This is a genomic window from Pseudomonas sp. P179 (genome assembly GCF_000478485.2).
In the GTDB taxonomy this organism is placed as follows: Bacteria; Pseudomonadota; Gammaproteobacteria; order Pseudomonadales; family Pseudomonadaceae; genus Pseudomonas; species Pseudomonas aeruginosa.
Window position 1 is genome coordinate 2,638,059 of the sequence record NZ_KI517354.1, and the last position, 14,464, is coordinate 2,652,522.

A 14,464-nucleotide genomic window follows, 5' to 3' on the forward strand; every position below is an offset into this window, starting at 1 on the left:
TATGGATTTTCGCCAACTCCGCTATTTCGTCGCGCTCTACGAGGAAGGCCACGTCGGCCGCGCCGCCGAACGCCTGGCCCTGTCGCAACCGGCCCTCTCGCAGCAGATCCGCCAGTTGGAGCAGAACCTCGACGTCTCGCTGTTCCAGCGCAGCGGCAAGCGCCTGCTGCCGACCGTCGCCGCCCACACCCTGTACAACCATGCGGTACCGCTGCTGGAGGGATTGGAAAGGGCCCGCGAGGCGATGCGCGTATTCCGCGGGCAGACCCCGCGCAGCCTGGCGATCGGCGTGCTGCAGACGGTCAACGCCAGCCTGGTGCCGTACATGGTCGAACGCCTGCATGCCGCGCAGCCGCACCTGCGGGTGCAGATCTACGAACTGTCGGGAATCGACATCGAGCGGCGCCTGCTCACCGGCAACCTGGACATCGGCATCGGTTTCCTGCCGCCGCGCCAGCCGGGCCTGCACAGCGTCGAGCTGTACGAGGACGAATTGCAGCTGGTGATCCCCGAGGAACACCCGTTGAAGGAATTCAGGAAGGTGTCCCTGGCCCAGGCCGCAGAGTTGCCGATGCTGCTGCTCGGCGAGGAGTTCCGTGCGCGCCAGATCTGGCAGGAGCAACTCGCCGCGATCGGCCGGCGGCCGCGGGTGCAGGCGGAACTGAACCACATGAGCGGGATTCTCGACAGCCTGCCGCAGACCCGCTTCGCCACCGTTCTACCGGGCAAGGCACGGCAGATGCACTCGAACCAGCGGCTGCTGTGGAAACCGCTCAGCGAACCGCGCATCCCGCTGAAGGTCGGCCTGGTCTACCGCGACGCGCAGCGCCAGCACGCCAGCGTCGAGCTGCTGCGCTCGCTGCTGGAAGGCGTGATCTGAGCGACGCGGTTTTTCGCGGGCAATAAAAAACCCCGCCTTTTGGGCGGGGTTTTGCAGACCTCTATCCTGACATCCGTGCTACGCCACCATCCATGGTGGATTCCCTGAGTTTCCGTATTGTCTTTGGCGCTTCCTGCGCAATGTCCTGACGGTTTGAAGATTACGCATCTCCACGAGGGGGAGAAAGCAGCCAAAACCACCGCCGTTTGTAAGCCTTGGCTTACACGCTGTAATAGTTCCGCTCGCCGGACCGACGGCAGCGCCCACCCGCCGCGAGCTTGCCGTGCATCAAGATGACCTGCGCCGGGCCCGCTACAGTGGGCAGTCCCCTCATCATCGCGAGCCTTCCCAGCATGGAATTCCAGCGCGTCCACCAGCAGTTGCTGCAAAGCCACCACCTGTTCGAACCGCTTTCTCCCGTCCAGCTCCAGGAACTGCTCGCCAGCAGCGACCTGGTCAACCTCGACAAGGGCGCCTACGTGTTCCGCCAGGGCGAGCCGGCGCACGCCTTCTACTACCTGATTTCCGGCTGCGTGAAGATCTACCGGCTGACCCCGGAAGGCCAGGAGAAGATTCTCGAAGTGACCAACGAACGCAACACCTTCGCCGAGGCGATGATGTTCATGGACACCCCGAACTACGTGGCCACCGCCCAGGCCGTGGTGCCCAGCCAGCTGTTCCGTTTCTCCAACAAGGCCTACCTGCGCCAGTTGCAGGACAACACCCCGTTGGCCCTGGCCCTGCTGGCCAAGCTCAGCACCCGCCTGCACCAGCGCATCGACGAGATCGAGACGCTTTCCCTGAAGAACGCCACCCACCGCGTGGTGCGCTACCTGCTGACCCTCGCCGCCCACGCGCCGGGGGAGAACTGCCGGGTGGAAATCCCGGTGGCCAAGCAACTGGTGGCCGGTCACCTGTCGATCCAGCCGGAAACCTTCTCGCGAATCATGCACCGCCTCGGCGACGAGGGCATCATCCGCCTCGACGGCCGCGAAATCAGCATCCTCGACCGCGAACGCCTGGAGTGCTTCGAGTGAGCAGCGCCGCCGCTTGATCGCGGTCAAGCGCGCCACGGCCCGTCCACCGGCAAGCTGGCGGAGTCGAGCCCGCGAGAACGCCCATGCGCCAATGCCTGTATTGCCTCCATGAAACCGAAGGCGCGGAAAGCGCCTGCGAACAGTGCGGCATGCCGCTGCCCAGCGCTTCCCAGCGCCAGCTCCAGGGTCGCCGGCAGCGGCGCTTCGCCTGGTTCTGCGTCGGGCTGGCGCTGTTCTGCCTGGGCATGATGCTCTGGTTGCCGCGCGATGCTCCCTGAGGCATCTCAGCGGCGCAGGCGCCGATAGAGCTGGAGCAGGCGCTCGGGCAACTGCCCGGCGCGCTCGACCAGCGCGAAGCCGTCGGCGCCGAACAGGTAGGGCAGGTAGTCCGCCGCCTCCTTGTCGATGGTGATGCAGAACGGCACCAGTCCCTGGCTGCGCGCCTCGATCACCGCCTGGCGGGTGTCCTCGATGCCGTAGCGGCCCTCGTAGCGGTCCAGGTCGTTGGGCTTGCCGTCGCTCAACAGCAACAGCAGGCGACGCTTCTGCGGCTGCCCGCCGAGCACCTGGCTGGCCCGGCGGATCGCCGCGCCCATCCGCGTGTAGTAGCCCGGCGAGAGCGCCAGCACGCGACCGCGGACCTCGCCGCCGTAGCCTTCGTCGAAGTCCTTCAGCACCTGCCAGCGCACCTGCTGCCGGCGCACCGAGGAAAACCCGTACAGCGCGAAGGGGTCGCCCAGTGCCTGCAACGCCTCGCCGAACAGCAGCAGGCTGTCGACGATGCTGTCGATCACTCGCCGCTGGTCGTCGAGGTAGGCTTCGGTGGACATCGACAGGTCCGCCAGCAACAGGCAGGCGAGGTCGCGCCGGCGCGGCCGCTGTTCGAGGAACAGGCCTGGCTGGGTGGAACCGCCGCGCCGCCGCTCGACCTGGAAGTCGAGCCAGGCATCGAGGTCGATCTCGTCGCCTTGCGGCTGCTGGCGCAGGCGTTGGCGGCCGTCGCGCAGGCAGGCGAACTGGCGGCGCAGATGCAGCGCGGTCTTCTCCAGGTGCGCCGGCAGGCTGGCGCTGGTCGCGCCGCGCGGCCGCATCGGTTGCAGCAGCACGTGGTCGCTCAGCAGGCGCTGCTGCCGATAGTCCCACTCGGGCAGCTTCAGCCCGGGGCCGAGCGGCAGGTCATCGTAGTCGGCGGCCGGCAGGTCGAGATCCAGGCGCAGGCCGCCGCCCTTCTGCGTGCGCTGGCGCGACAGCGACAGGTAGTCGAGGTCTTCGGCGACGCGCGCGCCGTCCGGGTCGTCCTCGTCGTCGCTACAGCGGTCCAGGGCCAGGTGCTCCGACCAACTGAGCAGGCTTTCCAGGCGGAACAGCAGCAGGTTGCGCTCGCTGTCGCGCTCCTCGACGCGCTCGGCGCGCTTGCGCGCTCCGCTGCGGGCGACCTGGCGCTTGCCGGCGCCGGCGGCCGCTTCCTCGCCGTCCTCCGCGCTGGCGGAAGGCGTCCAGCGCTCGCCGGGATACAGCCACAGCGGCACCGGCCAGGGCGCCCGCTCGACTCGCGGGAAGCGCTCGACGCTGCCCGGCTCGGCAAGCGCGCGGCGCAGGGCGATTTCCAGTTCGGCGTCTGCCGCCGGGCAATCGTCCAGCGACGGGCGCTGGCGCAGATGCGCGGCGACCAGCCGGGCGTAGCGCGGGCGCAGCGCCGGATAGGCATCGAGCAACTGCCGCGCCCAGCGCTGGTTGTCCTGGGCCCAGTGCCGCAGCGGCCCGGCGCTGGCCGCCAGCAGCGCCAGCCAGCGATACAGTTCGCGGTTCAGCTCGGCCTGCGGATAGACCGCGAGGGATTCCGGCAGGCGCAGGCTGTCGCCGTTGAACCAGGACACCGGGGCCTGCTCGCAGGTCCCGGCGACCCGCTGCAACCAGGTGCGGCGTAGCAGCAGGCGGCGCGCCGGGGTCGCCTCGAGGGCTACCCCCGGTGCGCCGCCGAGCGCCCGGAAGAGCATGCCGAGCGGACGCCGCATGCTCTCCAGGGTCACCCGCGCCGCCTCGAACTCGCCGCTGGCATGGCGGGTGATGAAGCGGTGCCAGTGGGCGCCGACCCATTCCTCCAGCTCGACGGCGAAGGCCATCTCAGGCGGCCGCCTTGCCGCGCCGGAAGCTCAGCAGGTAGGCGACCAGGCCGATGAGGAACACCACCCCGGCGCCTTCGCGCAGCCAGTAGAAGATCGCCAGCTGGTCCTGGGTGGCCATGAAGGTCATCGCCGCGCCGTCCGCCGGCATCCGTTGCAGCCAGACCTGCAGCACCCCGGCCGCGGAGAGGAACAGGGTGATGAACACCATCGCCACGGTCATCAGCCAGAAGCCCCACATCTCCAGGACCTGCGAGCGGTTGTCCATCGCCTCGCCGATCCCGCGCAGGCGCGGCATGGCGTAGGAGATGATGGTCATCACGATCATCGCGTAGGCGCCATAGAAGGCCATGTGGCCGTGGGCGGCGGTGAGCTGGGTGCCGTGGGTGTAGTAGTTGACCGGCGCCAGGGTATGCATGAAGCCCCACACTCCCGCGCCGAGGAAGGCCATCACTGTGGTGCCCATGGCCCACAGCGCGACCGCGCGGTTCGGATAGTCGCGGCGGCGGCGGTTGATGGTGTTGAAGGCGAACAGCACCATGGCGAAGAACGGCAGCGGCTCCAGCGCCGAGAATACCGAGCCGAGCCACAGCCAGTAGCCGGGCACGCCGATCCAGAAGTAGTGGTGGCCGGTGCCGATGATGCCGCTGATCAGCGCCATGGCGATGATCACGTAGAGCCACTTCTCGATCACCTCGCGGTCGACCCCGGTGATCTTCACCAGCACGAAGGCGAGGATCGCACCCATGATCAGTTCCCACACGCCTTCCACCCACAGGTGCACCACCCACCACCAGTAGAACTTGTCGCGGGTGAGGTTTTCCGGGTTGTAGAAGGAGAACAGGAACAGCAGGGCGAGGCCGATCAGGCCGGTCATCAGGACCATGCTGATGGCGGTCTTGCGCCCGCGCAGCATGGTCATGCCGACGTTGAACAGGAAGCCCAGGGCGACGATCACGATGCCCGCCTTGCTGATGGTCGGCTGTTCGAGGAACTCGCGGCCCATGGTCGGCCACAGTTCGTTGCCGGTGAGCCTGGCCAGGCCGGCGTAGGGCACCAGCAGGTAGCCGAGGATGGTCAGCACGCCGGCGGCGGCGAATACCCAGAACAGGATCCAGGCCAGCTTCGGGCTGTACAGCTCGCAGTCGCTCTCCTCCGGCACCAGGTAGTAGGCAGCGCCCATGAAGCCGAACAGCAGCCAGACGATCAGCAGGTTGGTGTGCACCATGCGCGCGACGTTGAAGGGGATCGCCGGGAACAGGAAGTCGCCGACCACGTACTGCAGGCCCATGATCAGGCCGAACAGGATCTGCCCGACGAAGAGGATCAGGGCGAACACGAAGTAGGGTTTGGCGACCGCCTGCGAGGCGAATTTCAGGGAGCCATTGGGCGACATCATCAACCCTCCTTGTTCGGCGGCCATTGGTTGGTATCGATCTTCGAGCTCCACTTGAGGAACTCGGCCAGGTCGTCGACCTGGCCCTCGCTGAGATGGAACTGCGGCATGGCGCGGCGGCCCGGCACGTTCAGCGGCTGGATCTTCATCCAGGCCTGGAGGAAGGTGTTGAAGCCCTCCTCGCCGCCACGGCGTCCGACCACGTTGCCCAGCTCCGGCGCGAAGTAGGCGCCCTCGCCGAGCAGGGTGTGGCAGCCGACGCAGTTGTTCTGTTCCCAGACCAGCTTGCCACGCACCACCGCGGCGCTCATCGCGGCCTCGTTGGTGCGCTCGGGCAGGGTCTTCTCGGTGTGGTAGGTCAGGGCCAGGAACAGCAGGATGAAGAACACACTCCCGCCGAAATAGATGTTCCTGGCCATGCCTTTGGTAAAGGTCTCGGACATGCGGCCTCCTGGAATGGGTGGTGCGGCGATTCTAGGAAGCGGTGGCGGCGAACCCGCTTGATGGCAATCAAGATTCCCGAACGATTTACTCAGTTATTCATCCGCGCCAGGTACAGCGCAGCGCCCACCGCCAGGGCCATCAGCAGCGGCCAGGCCAGCAGCAGGCGGCGCCATAGCGCCGGGGCATGGGCCAGCTCCATGAAGCGCTCGCCGATCAGCCAACCCTTGGCCACCGCGCAGGCCAGCACCGCCGCCAGCAGCCAGGGAGAGTCGCCGGCGCCGCCCAGCAGCACACCGGTCACGGCCAGCGCCAGCAACGCCAGCCAGCAGAGGGTCAGGGTTCGCATCGGCACCTCATTGCAGGACGTAGACCAGCGGGAACAGCAGCACCCAGACCAGGTCGACCATGTGCCAGTAGAGCACTCCCGACTCCATTCCCGAGCAAGCCTGCGGCGTATAACACCGGCGCCAGCAGGCCTGCGCCAGCCAGCCGAGGATCAGCAGGCCGAGCAGGACGTGGAGGAAATGGAAGCCGGTCAGGCACCAGTAGAGGGTGAAGAAAGTGTCGTGCTCGATGTCCAGGCCGAGATCGGCGAGCCGCCCGTACTCGTGCAGCTTCAGGCCGACGTAGACCAGCGCCAGCAGCAGCGCCGCCAGCAACCAGCCGCTCGCCTGGCGCGGCCGTCCGCGGCGCACCGCATGCACCGCCAGCGCGGCGAGCCAGCCGGAGCTGAGCAGGGCCACGGTCAGCAACAGGCCCCAGCGGCTATCCAGTTGCTCCCGGCCGGCACGGAACAGCTCCGGCTGCCAGGCCTGGGCGCCGGCGAACGCCAGCAGCAGCAGGCTGAACACGCTGAGTTCGGCGAGGATGAAGAACCACATCGCCAGGTCGCCGGGCAGGCGCCGCTCGACGGTATCAGGCGACATGGAGATCGACGATGTCCATCAGCGCCGCCACCGTCGCCGGGTCGTCCGAGAGCGGTTCGGCCAGCGCCACCCGGCACGCCTCGCGCGGGTCCATGCCGTCGCCGATGAGGCGCGCGGCGAAGATCAGCAGGCGGGTCGAGGCGACTTCCTCCAGGTCGTGCTGCTCCAGCCGCCGCAGCGCCTGGCCCAACTGCACCAGGCGCTGCGCCAGGGCCTCGGCACAACCGCTCTCGCCGACCAGGATGCGTGCCTCCTGCTGCGCCGCCGGGTAGTCGAAGCGCAACGCGACGAAACGCTGCCGGGTGCTGGGCTTCAGGCCCTTGAGCAGGTTCTGGTAGCCGGGGTTGTAGGACACCACCAGCATGAACGAAGGCGGCGCCTGCAACGTCTCGCCGGTGCGCTCCAGGTACAGCTCGCGGCGGTCGTCGGCCAGCGGGTGGATGGCGACCGTGGTGTCCTGGCGCGCCTCCACCACTTCGTCCAGGTAGCAGATACCGCCTTCGCGCACCGCGCGGGTCAGCGGGCCGTCCTGCCACCAGGTGCCGTCGGCGCCGATCAGATGGCGGCCGAGCAGGTCGGCGGCGCCCAGGTCGTCGTGGCAGGCGACGCTGTACAGCGGCAGTTCCAGGCGCCGCGCCATGTACTGGACGAAGCGGGTCTTGCCGCAACCGGTGGGGCCCTTGAGCAATACCGGCAGGCCGTGCCGCCAGGCGCGCTCGAAGACTTCGATCTCATGGCCGGTGGCCTCGTAGAAGGGTGTCGCGTCCCGCATGTCCTACTCCTGCGCTAGGGATTAGGACCGCACGCTATTCACAGTTGGAAGGTGCCACAAGCGCAAAGCAACGCAATCTTGATTCCGGTCAAGCAAGGGTAAAGACCCTGCTTTCTATGATCCTTTCGCGCCATGAATTCCCGGGAGTTCCCGACGCAGCCACCCCCAAAACACTGCTAAGGGAGCGCCTCGCAGGGCTCCTGAGGAGATAGACCATGCCATTTGGCAAGCCACTGGTGGGCACCTTGCTCGCCTCGCTGACGCTGCTGGGCCTGGCCACCGCTCACGCCAAGGACGACATGAAAGCCGCCGAGCAATACCAGGGTGCCGCTTCCGCCGTCGATCCCGCTCACGTGGTGCGCACCAACGGTGCCCCCGACATGAGTGAAAGCGAGTTCAACGAGGCCAAGCAGATCTACTTCCAACGCTGCGCCGGTTGCCACGGCGTCCTGCGCAAGGGCGCCACCGGCAAGCCGCTGACCCCGGACATCACCCAGCAACGCGGCCAGCAATACCTGGAAGCGCTGATCACCTACGGCACCCCGCTGGGCATGCCGAACTGGGGCAGCTCCGGCGAGCTGAGCAAGGAACAGATCACCCTGATGGCCAAGTACATCCAGCACACCCCGCCGCAACCGCCGGAGTGGGGCATGCCGGAGATGCGCGAATCGTGGAAGGTGCTGGTGAAGCCGGAGGACCGGCCGAAGAAACAGCTCAACGACCTCGACCTGCCCAACCTGTTCTCGGTGACCCTGCGCGACGCCGGGCAGATCGCCCTGGTCGACGGCGACAGCAAGAAGATCGTCAAGGTCATCGATACCGGCTATGCCGTGCATATCTCGCGGATGTCCGCTTCCGGCCGCTACCTGCTGGTGATCGGCCGCGACGCGCGGATCGACATGATCGACCTGTGGGCCAAGGAGCCGACCAAGGTCGCCGAGATCAAGATCGGCATCGAGGCGCGCTCGGTGGAAAGCTCCAAGTTCAAGGGCTACGAGGACCGCTACACCATCGCCGGCGCCTACTGGCCGCCGCAGTTCGCGATCATGGACGGCGAGACCCTGGAACCGAAGCAGATCGTCTCCACCCGCGGCATGACCGTAGACACCCAGACCTACCACCCGGAACCGCGCGTGGCGGCGATCATCGCCTCCCACGAGCACCCCGAGTTCATCGTCAACGTGAAGGAGACCGGCAAGGTCCTGCTGGTCAACTACAAGGATATCGACAACCTCACCGTCACCAGCATCGGTGCGGCGCCGTTCCTCCACGACGGCGGCTGGGACAGCAGCCACCGCTACTTCATGACCGCCGCCAACAACTCCAACAAGGTTGCCGTGATCGACTCCAAGGACCGTCGCCTGTCGGCCCTGGTCGACGTCGGCAAGACCCCGCACCCGGGGCGTGGCGCCAACTTCGTGCATCCCAAGTACGGCCCGGTGTGGAGCACCAGCCACCTGGGCGACGGCAGCATCTCGCTGATCGGCACCGATCCGAAGAACCATCCGCAGTACGCCTGGAAGAAAGTCGCCGAACTACAGGGCCAGGGCGGCGGCTCGCTGTTCATCAAGACCCATCCGAAGTCCTCGCACCTCTACGTCGACACCACCTTCAACCCCGACGCCAGGATCAGCCAGAGCGTCGCGGTGTTCGACCTGAAGAACCTCGACGCCAAGTACCAGGTGCTGCCGATCGCCGAATGGGCCGATCTCGGCGAAGGCGCCAAGCGGGTGGTGCAGCCCGAGTACAACAAGCGCGGCGATGAAGTCTGGTTCTCGGTGTGGAACGGCAAGAACGACAGCTCCGCGCTGGTGGTGGTGGACGACAAGACCCTGAAGCTCAAGGCCGTGGTCAAGGACCCGCGGCTGATCACCCCGACCGGTAAGTTCAACGTCTACAACACCCAGCACGACGTGTACTGAGACCCGCGTGCGGGGCACGCCCCGCACGCTCCCCCCTACGAGGAACCGTGATGAAACCGTACGCACTGCTTTCGCTGCTCGCCACCGGCACCCTGCTCGCCCAGGGCGCCTGGGCCGAAGACCCCGAAGTGCTGTTCAAGAACAAGGGCTGCGTGGCCTGCCATGCCATCGACACCAAGATGGTCGGCCCGGCCTACAAGGACGTCGCCGCCAAGTTCGCCGGCCAGGCCGGCGCCGAAGCGGAACTCGCGCAGCGGATCAAGAACGGCAGCCAGGGCGTCTGGGGCCCGATCCCGATGCCGCCGAACGCGGTCAGCGACGACGAGGCGCAGACCCTGGCGAAGTGGGTCCTGTCGCAGAAATGAACGCCCCTCCGGACTTCCGGCGCGCCGCCAGCCACGTCTTGTGGCTGGCCCTCGCGCTGACGTTCGCCTGTCCTCTTCCGGGCCTGGCCGACGAGCATCCCGATGCCCGTCGCCAGGCCCAGTTGCGTCACCTGCTGTTGCAAGACTGCGGCTCCTGCCACGGCCTGCGCCTGACCGGCGGCCTCGGCCCGGCGCTGACCCCCGAGGCCCTGCGCGGCAAGCCGCGCGAATCGCTGGTCGCCACCGTGCTCATGGGCCGTCCGCAAACCCCGATGCCCCCCTGGGCCGGCCTGCTCAGCGAAGACGACGCCGGCTGGCTGGTGGACCGCCTGATCGAAGGAGAGATCGCCCCATGAACCTGCGTCCCCTCGCGCCGCTTTTCCTCGCCCTGCTCGCCGGCTGTAGCCAGCAGCCGCCCTTGCGCGGCAGCGGCGACCTCGGCGTGCTGATCGAACGCGCCGACGGCAGCGTGCAGATCCTCGACGGCACGGCGAAGACCTCGCTGGCGCGGGTCGAAGGCCTCGGCGACCTGTCCCACGCCTCCCTGGTGTTCTCCCGCGACCAGCGCTACGCCTACGTATTCGGTCGCGACGGCGGCCTGACCAAGCTCGACCTGCTGGCCCAGCGCATCGACAAGCGCCTGATCCAGGGCGGCAACAGCATCGGCGGAGCGATCAGCCAGGACGGTCGGCTGGTCGCGGTATCCAACTACGAGCCGGGCGGGGTCAAGGTGTTCGACAGCCGCACCCTGGAGCTGGTCGCCGAGATTCCCGCCACCCGCCTCCCCGGCCAGGACAGGAACTCCCGGGTGGTCGGCCTGGTCGACGCGCCCGGGCAGCGCTTCGTGTTCAGCCTGTTCGACAGCGGCGAGATCTGGATCGCCGACTTCAGCCAGGGCGACACGCCGCACCTGACCCGCTTCCGCGATATCGGCAAGCAACCCTACGACGCCCTCATCAGCCCCGACGGGCGCTACTACATGGCCGGGCTGTTCGGCGAGGACGGCATGGCCCAGCTCGACCTCTGGCACCCGGAGCGCGGCGTCAGGCGCGTACTCGGCGACTACGGCCGCGGCCAACGCAAGCTGCCGGTGTACAAGATGCCGCACCTGGAGGGCTGGACCATCGCCAGCGACCAGGCCTTCGTCCCGGCGGTCGGCCATCACCAGGTGCTGGTGCTCGACGCGCGCGACTGGAAGCAGACCGACGCCATCGACGTCGCCGGCCAGCCGGTGTTCGTCATGACTCGACCGGACGACCGGCAGATCTGGGTCAACTTCGCCTACCCGGACAACGACAAGGTGCAGGTCATCGACAGCGAGACCCACGAAGTGATCGAAACCCTGCGCCCTGGCCCCGGCGTACTGCACATGGAATTCAGCGGGCGCGGCGACCAGGTCTGGATCTCGGTGCGCGACGCCGACCAGTTGCAGGTCTGGGACCCGTACCGCCTGAAGCGCATCGGCAGCCTTCCGGCCCGCTGCCCGAGCGGCATCTTCTTCAGCCACCGCGCCCAGCACATCGGACTCTAGGAGGCACCATGGACGACCTCTCCCGCCGCCTCCTCGCCCGCTACCAGAAAGGCCTGCCGATCTGCGCGGAACCCTATCGGCGGATGGCCGAGACCCTGGGTTGCAGCGAAGCCGAGGTGCTCGAACGGCTGCGTCGCCTGGAAGCCGACGGCGCGTTGTCGCGGGTCGGCCCGGTGCTCCGCCACCAACGCGCCGGGGCCAGCACCCTGGCTGCCCTGGCGGTGCCCGAGGAGCGTCTGCAACGGGTCGCCGAGCGCATCAGCCAGTACGCCGAGGTCAACCACAACTACCAGCGCGAACACCGCTACAACCTGTGGTTCGTGCTCACCGCCGGCGACCGCGCGCAACTCGACCGGGTACTGGCGGAGATCGCCGCCGACACCGGCCTGCAACCCCTCGACCTGCCGATGCAGGAAGCCTACTGCATCGACCTCGCGTTTCCCCTGGAGGCCAGCCGATGAACCCCGTCGAACCCCTCGCCGCGCCGCAGCGGCAACACCTGCGCTACCTGCTGGAACAGGGCCTGCCGCTGGCCAGCCGGCCCTACCGGGTGCTCGCCGAATGCATCGGCGCCGGCGAAGACGAAGTGCTGGAACAGGTCCGCCGCTGGGACGAAGACGGCCTGTTCCGCCGCTTCGGGGTGATCCTCCACCACCGCGCCCTGGGCTATACCGCCAACGCCATGCTGGTGCTGGACGTCGCCGACGCGGAGGTCGACGCCGTCGGCCGCGCCCTCGCCCACGAAACGATCGTCTCGCTCTGTTACCGCCGCCCGCGTCGCCTGCCGATGTGGCCATACAACCTGTTCTGCATGATCCACGGCCGCGAGCGCGGCGAAGTGGAACGCCAGATCGAGGCGCTGCTGGAACGCCACGCCCTGCGCCAGACACCGCACCGCTGGCTGTTCAGCCTGCGCGCCTACAAGCAGTGCGGCGGCCGCTACACCGCGCCGCCGGCCGACCTGGAGCGCCGCCATGGATGAGTTCGACCGGCGCCTGCTGAACCGCCTGCAACACGGCCTGCCACTGGAGCCGCACCCCTACGCGCTGCTCGCCGCCGAGCTGGATTGCCGCGAGGAAGACATCCTGCGCCGCCTGGACGACCTGCTCGACGACGGCACCCTGACCCGCTTCGGTCCGCTGTTCGATATCGAGCCCCTCGGCGGTGCCTTCACCCTGGCCGCCATGAGCGTGCCGGAGGCGCGTTTCGAAGAGATCGCCGCGCTGCTCGCCGGCTGGCCGCAGGTCGCCCACAACTACCGTCGCGAGCACGCCCTGAACATGTGGCTGGTGGTCGCCTGCGACAGCCCGGCGGAGGTCGCCGAGACCCTCGCACGGCTGGAGCGCGAGAGCGGGCTGGCGGTACTCGACCTGCCCAAGGAGGCGACCTACCATGTCGGCCTGCATTTCCCCCTCTGACGCCCTGCTCGCCCGCCGCCTGATCGAGCTGACCCAGGCCGGCCTGCCGCTGGTCGCCGACCCTTGGGCGTGGATCGCCGCGCAACTGCGGCTGAGCGAGGCGGAGACCCTGGCGCTGCTGAAGCGCCTGCGCGACGCCGGGGTGATCCGGCGCATCGCCGCGGTGCCCAACCACTATCGCCTTGGCTACCGGCACAACGGCATGACCGTCTGGGACGTCGCCGACGAACGCATCGAACGCCTCGGCCGGCTGGTCGGCGGGCTGTCCTTCGTCAGCCATTGCTACCGGCGCCCGCGCCATCTGCCGCAGTGGCGCTACAACCTGTTCGCCATGGTTCACGGCCGCAGCGAAGCGGAGATCGAAGGCTATCGCCAGCAGATCCGCCTGCTGCTCGGCGAGGACTGTCGCGCCGACGAGATGCTGGTGAGCAGCCGCATCCTGAAGAAGACCGGCCTGCGCCTGGCGCAGAAGGAGGAACGTCCATGCTGAGGATCAGCCATTACCTGCGCAGCCTCGCCGAGGACGCGCCGACGCCGCGCCGCGCCGGCGGCAGGCGCGCCCCGGTGGTGATCTGGAACCTGCTGCGGCGCTGCAACCTGACCTGCAAGCACTGTTACTCCACCTCCGCCGACAGCGACTTCCGTGGCGAGCTGGAGACCGCGGAAATCCTTCGCGGCATCGACGACCTGCGCGCCGCCGGAGTGCGCGTGCTGATCCTCTCCGGCGGCGAGCCGCTGATGCACCCGGACCTCTTCGAGATCGCCGCCCATGCGCGCCAGGCCGGGATGTTCGTGGCGCTGTCGAGCAACGGTACGCTGATCGACGAAGGCAACATCCAGCGCGTCGCCGAGGCCCGCTTCGACTACGTCGGCATCAGCCTCGACGGCCTGCGCGAGACCCACGACCGCTTCCGCCAGAAGCAGGGCAGCTTCGACGCCGCGCTGGCGGCCATGCGCCTGTGCCGCGAGGTGGATATCCGCGTCGGCATGCGCACCACCCTGACCGAGGAGAACGCCGCGCAACTACCGGCACTGCTCGACCTGATGCGCGAACTCGACGTGCAGAAGTTCTACCTCTCGCACCTCAACTACAGTGGCCGCGGCCGCCGCAGCCGCGCCCTCGACGCCCACCACCGGCGCACCCGCGAGGCCCTCGCGCTGCTCTTCGAACGGGCCGACGAGGACATCCGGCAGGGGCGCGACAGCGACTTCGTCACCGGCAACAACGACGCCGACGCGATCCTTCTCCTCGACTGGCTCAAGCGCCGCCGCCCGCAGCAACTGGCGCGTCTCTGCGAGCTGCTGCTGGACTGGGGCGGCAACGCCTCGGGCGAGGGCATCGCCAACATCGACAACACCGGCGAGGTGCATCCGGACAGCTACTGGTGGCACCACAGCGTCGGCAACATCCGCCATCAGCGCTTCGCCGACTTCTGGTTCGAGCGCCCCGACCCGCTGCTCCTGCAACTGCGCCAGCGCCCGCGACCGGTGGTCGGGCGCTGCAGCCAATGCCGCTGGCTGGACATCTGCAACGGCAACACCCGCACCCGCGCCTGGGCCGGCGGAGAACTCTGGGGCGAAGACCCCGGCTGCTACCTCAGCGATCAGGAAATCGGCCTCGAGCGCATCGCGCTGCACGCCGTCTAAGGA

General features: G+C 68.0%; 18 protein-coding genes. 12 read left to right on the forward strand and 6 right to left on the reverse strand.

Annotation, left to right across the window (positions count from 1 at the left end; all coding sequences use genetic code 11):
• Position 1: 1 nt before the first annotated feature.
• From HMPREF1224_RS24800 to HMPREF1224_RS24810, 3 genes are all read left to right on the forward strand, one after another.
• Positions 2-880 (forward strand): LysR family transcriptional regulator, encoded by an 879-nt coding sequence (locus HMPREF1224_RS24800; protein ID WP_010793510.1) that lies wholly within the window; start codon positions 2-4, stop codon positions 878-880.
• A 353-nt stretch (positions 881-1,233) separates the two neighbouring features.
• Entirely contained in the window at positions 1,234-1,917 is a 684-nt protein-coding gene (gene dnr / locus HMPREF1224_RS24805; RefSeq protein ID WP_003084891.1) for a transcriptional regulator Dnr, read from the forward strand.
• Between the two features lie 83 nt (positions 1,918-2,000).
• Positions 2,001-2,195, forward strand: coding sequence for a hypothetical protein (locus HMPREF1224_RS24810; RefSeq protein WP_003101553.1), 195 nt, complete (start codon positions 2,001-2,003; stop codon positions 2,193-2,195).
• Between the two features lie 6 nt (positions 2,196-2,201).
• On the opposite strand, the gene HMPREF1224_RS24815 is transcribed toward HMPREF1224_RS24810, so the two are convergent.
• From HMPREF1224_RS24815 to nirQ, 6 genes are all read right to left on the reverse strand, one after another.
• Positions 2,202-4,040 (reverse strand): nitric oxide reductase activation protein NorD, encoded by a 1,839-nt coding sequence (locus tag HMPREF1224_RS24815; RefSeq protein ID WP_003117939.1) that lies wholly within the window; start codon positions 4,038-4,040, stop codon positions 2,202-2,204.
• A gap of 1 nt (position 4,041) precedes the next feature.
• The gene (gene norB / locus HMPREF1224_RS24820; protein WP_010793511.1) at positions 4,042-5,439 is read right to left on the reverse strand and encodes a nitric-oxide reductase subunit NorB; all 1,398 of its coding nucleotides are present in this window, start codon (positions 5,437-5,439) and stop codon (positions 4,042-4,044) included.
• Positions 5,439-5,879, reverse strand: coding sequence for a nitric oxide reductase subunit NorC (norC, locus tag HMPREF1224_RS24825; RefSeq protein WP_003084881.1), 441 nt, complete (start codon positions 5,877-5,879; stop codon positions 5,439-5,441). The genes norB and norC overlap by 1 nt, the downstream gene beginning before the upstream one ends.
• A gap of 89 nt (positions 5,880-5,968) precedes the next feature.
• Positions 5,969-6,226 (reverse strand): cytochrome C oxidase subunit IV family protein, encoded by a 258-nt coding sequence (locus tag HMPREF1224_RS24830; RefSeq protein WP_003113239.1) that lies wholly within the window; start codon positions 6,224-6,226, stop codon positions 5,969-5,971.
• A gap of 7 nt (positions 6,227-6,233) precedes the next feature.
• A complete protein-coding gene (locus HMPREF1224_RS24835) occupies positions 6,234-6,761 on the reverse strand; it encodes a cytochrome c oxidase subunit 3 (protein WP_004352183.1) in 528 nt (175 codons plus the stop codon).
• Positions 6,762-6,795: 34 nt separating this feature from the next.
• Positions 6,796-7,578, reverse strand: a complete 783-nt coding sequence (nirQ, locus tag HMPREF1224_RS24840) for a transcriptional regulator NirQ (RefSeq protein ID WP_003084875.1) — start codon at positions 7,576-7,578, stop codon at positions 6,796-6,798.
• Positions 7,579-7,793: 215 nt separating this feature from the next.
• Here nirQ and nirS point away from each other — a divergent pair, with 215 nt between their 5' ends.
• Genes nirS through nirJ form a run of 9 tightly spaced genes read left to right on the forward strand, consistent with a single transcriptional unit; the run spans position 7,794 to position 14,461 of the window.
• The gene (nirS, locus tag HMPREF1224_RS24845) at positions 7,794-9,500 is read left to right on the forward strand and encodes a nitrite reductase (protein ID WP_003111532.1); all 1,707 of its coding nucleotides are present in this window, start codon (positions 7,794-7,796) and stop codon (positions 9,498-9,500) included.
• Positions 9,501-9,550: 50 nt separating this feature from the next.
• Complete coding sequence (gene nirM, locus HMPREF1224_RS24850) at positions 9,551-9,865, forward strand: cytochrome C-551 (protein ID WP_003084872.1); 315 nt, start codon at positions 9,551-9,553, stop codon at positions 9,863-9,865.
• On the forward strand, positions 9,862-10,221 hold the full coding sequence (gene nirC, locus HMPREF1224_RS24855; RefSeq protein WP_010793512.1) for a cytochrome c55X: 360 nt from the start codon (positions 9,862-9,864) through the stop codon (positions 10,219-10,221). The genes nirM and nirC overlap by 4 nt, the downstream gene beginning before the upstream one ends.
• Positions 10,218-11,396, forward strand: a complete 1,179-nt coding sequence (nirF, locus tag HMPREF1224_RS24860; protein WP_010793513.1) for a heme d1 biosynthesis protein NirF — start codon at positions 10,218-10,220, stop codon at positions 11,394-11,396. The genes nirC and nirF overlap by 4 nt, the downstream gene beginning before the upstream one ends.
• An 8-nt stretch (positions 11,397-11,404) precedes the next feature.
• A complete protein-coding gene (locus HMPREF1224_RS24865) occupies positions 11,405-11,857 on the forward strand; it encodes an AsnC family transcriptional regulator (RefSeq protein ID WP_003084864.1) in 453 nt (150 codons plus the stop codon).
• Positions 11,854-12,378, forward strand: a complete 525-nt coding sequence (locus tag HMPREF1224_RS24870; protein WP_010793514.1) for a siroheme decarboxylase subunit beta — start codon at positions 11,854-11,856, stop codon at positions 12,376-12,378. The genes HMPREF1224_RS24865 and HMPREF1224_RS24870 overlap by 4 nt, the downstream gene beginning before the upstream one ends.
• Complete coding sequence (locus tag HMPREF1224_RS24875; RefSeq protein WP_003084860.1) at positions 12,371-12,814, forward strand: Lrp/AsnC family transcriptional regulator; 444 nt, start codon at positions 12,371-12,373, stop codon at positions 12,812-12,814. The genes HMPREF1224_RS24870 and HMPREF1224_RS24875 overlap by 8 nt, the downstream gene beginning before the upstream one ends.
• A complete protein-coding gene (locus HMPREF1224_RS24880; RefSeq protein ID WP_003084858.1) occupies positions 12,789-13,304 on the forward strand; it encodes a siroheme decarboxylase subunit beta in 516 nt (171 codons plus the stop codon). The genes HMPREF1224_RS24875 and HMPREF1224_RS24880 overlap by 26 nt, the downstream gene beginning before the upstream one ends.
• Positions 13,298-14,461, forward strand: a complete 1,164-nt coding sequence (gene nirJ / locus HMPREF1224_RS24885; protein WP_010793515.1) for a heme d1 biosynthesis radical SAM protein NirJ — start codon at positions 13,298-13,300, stop codon at positions 14,459-14,461. The genes HMPREF1224_RS24880 and nirJ overlap by 7 nt, the downstream gene beginning before the upstream one ends.
• The last annotated feature ends 3 nt before the right edge of the window (positions 14,462-14,464 follow it).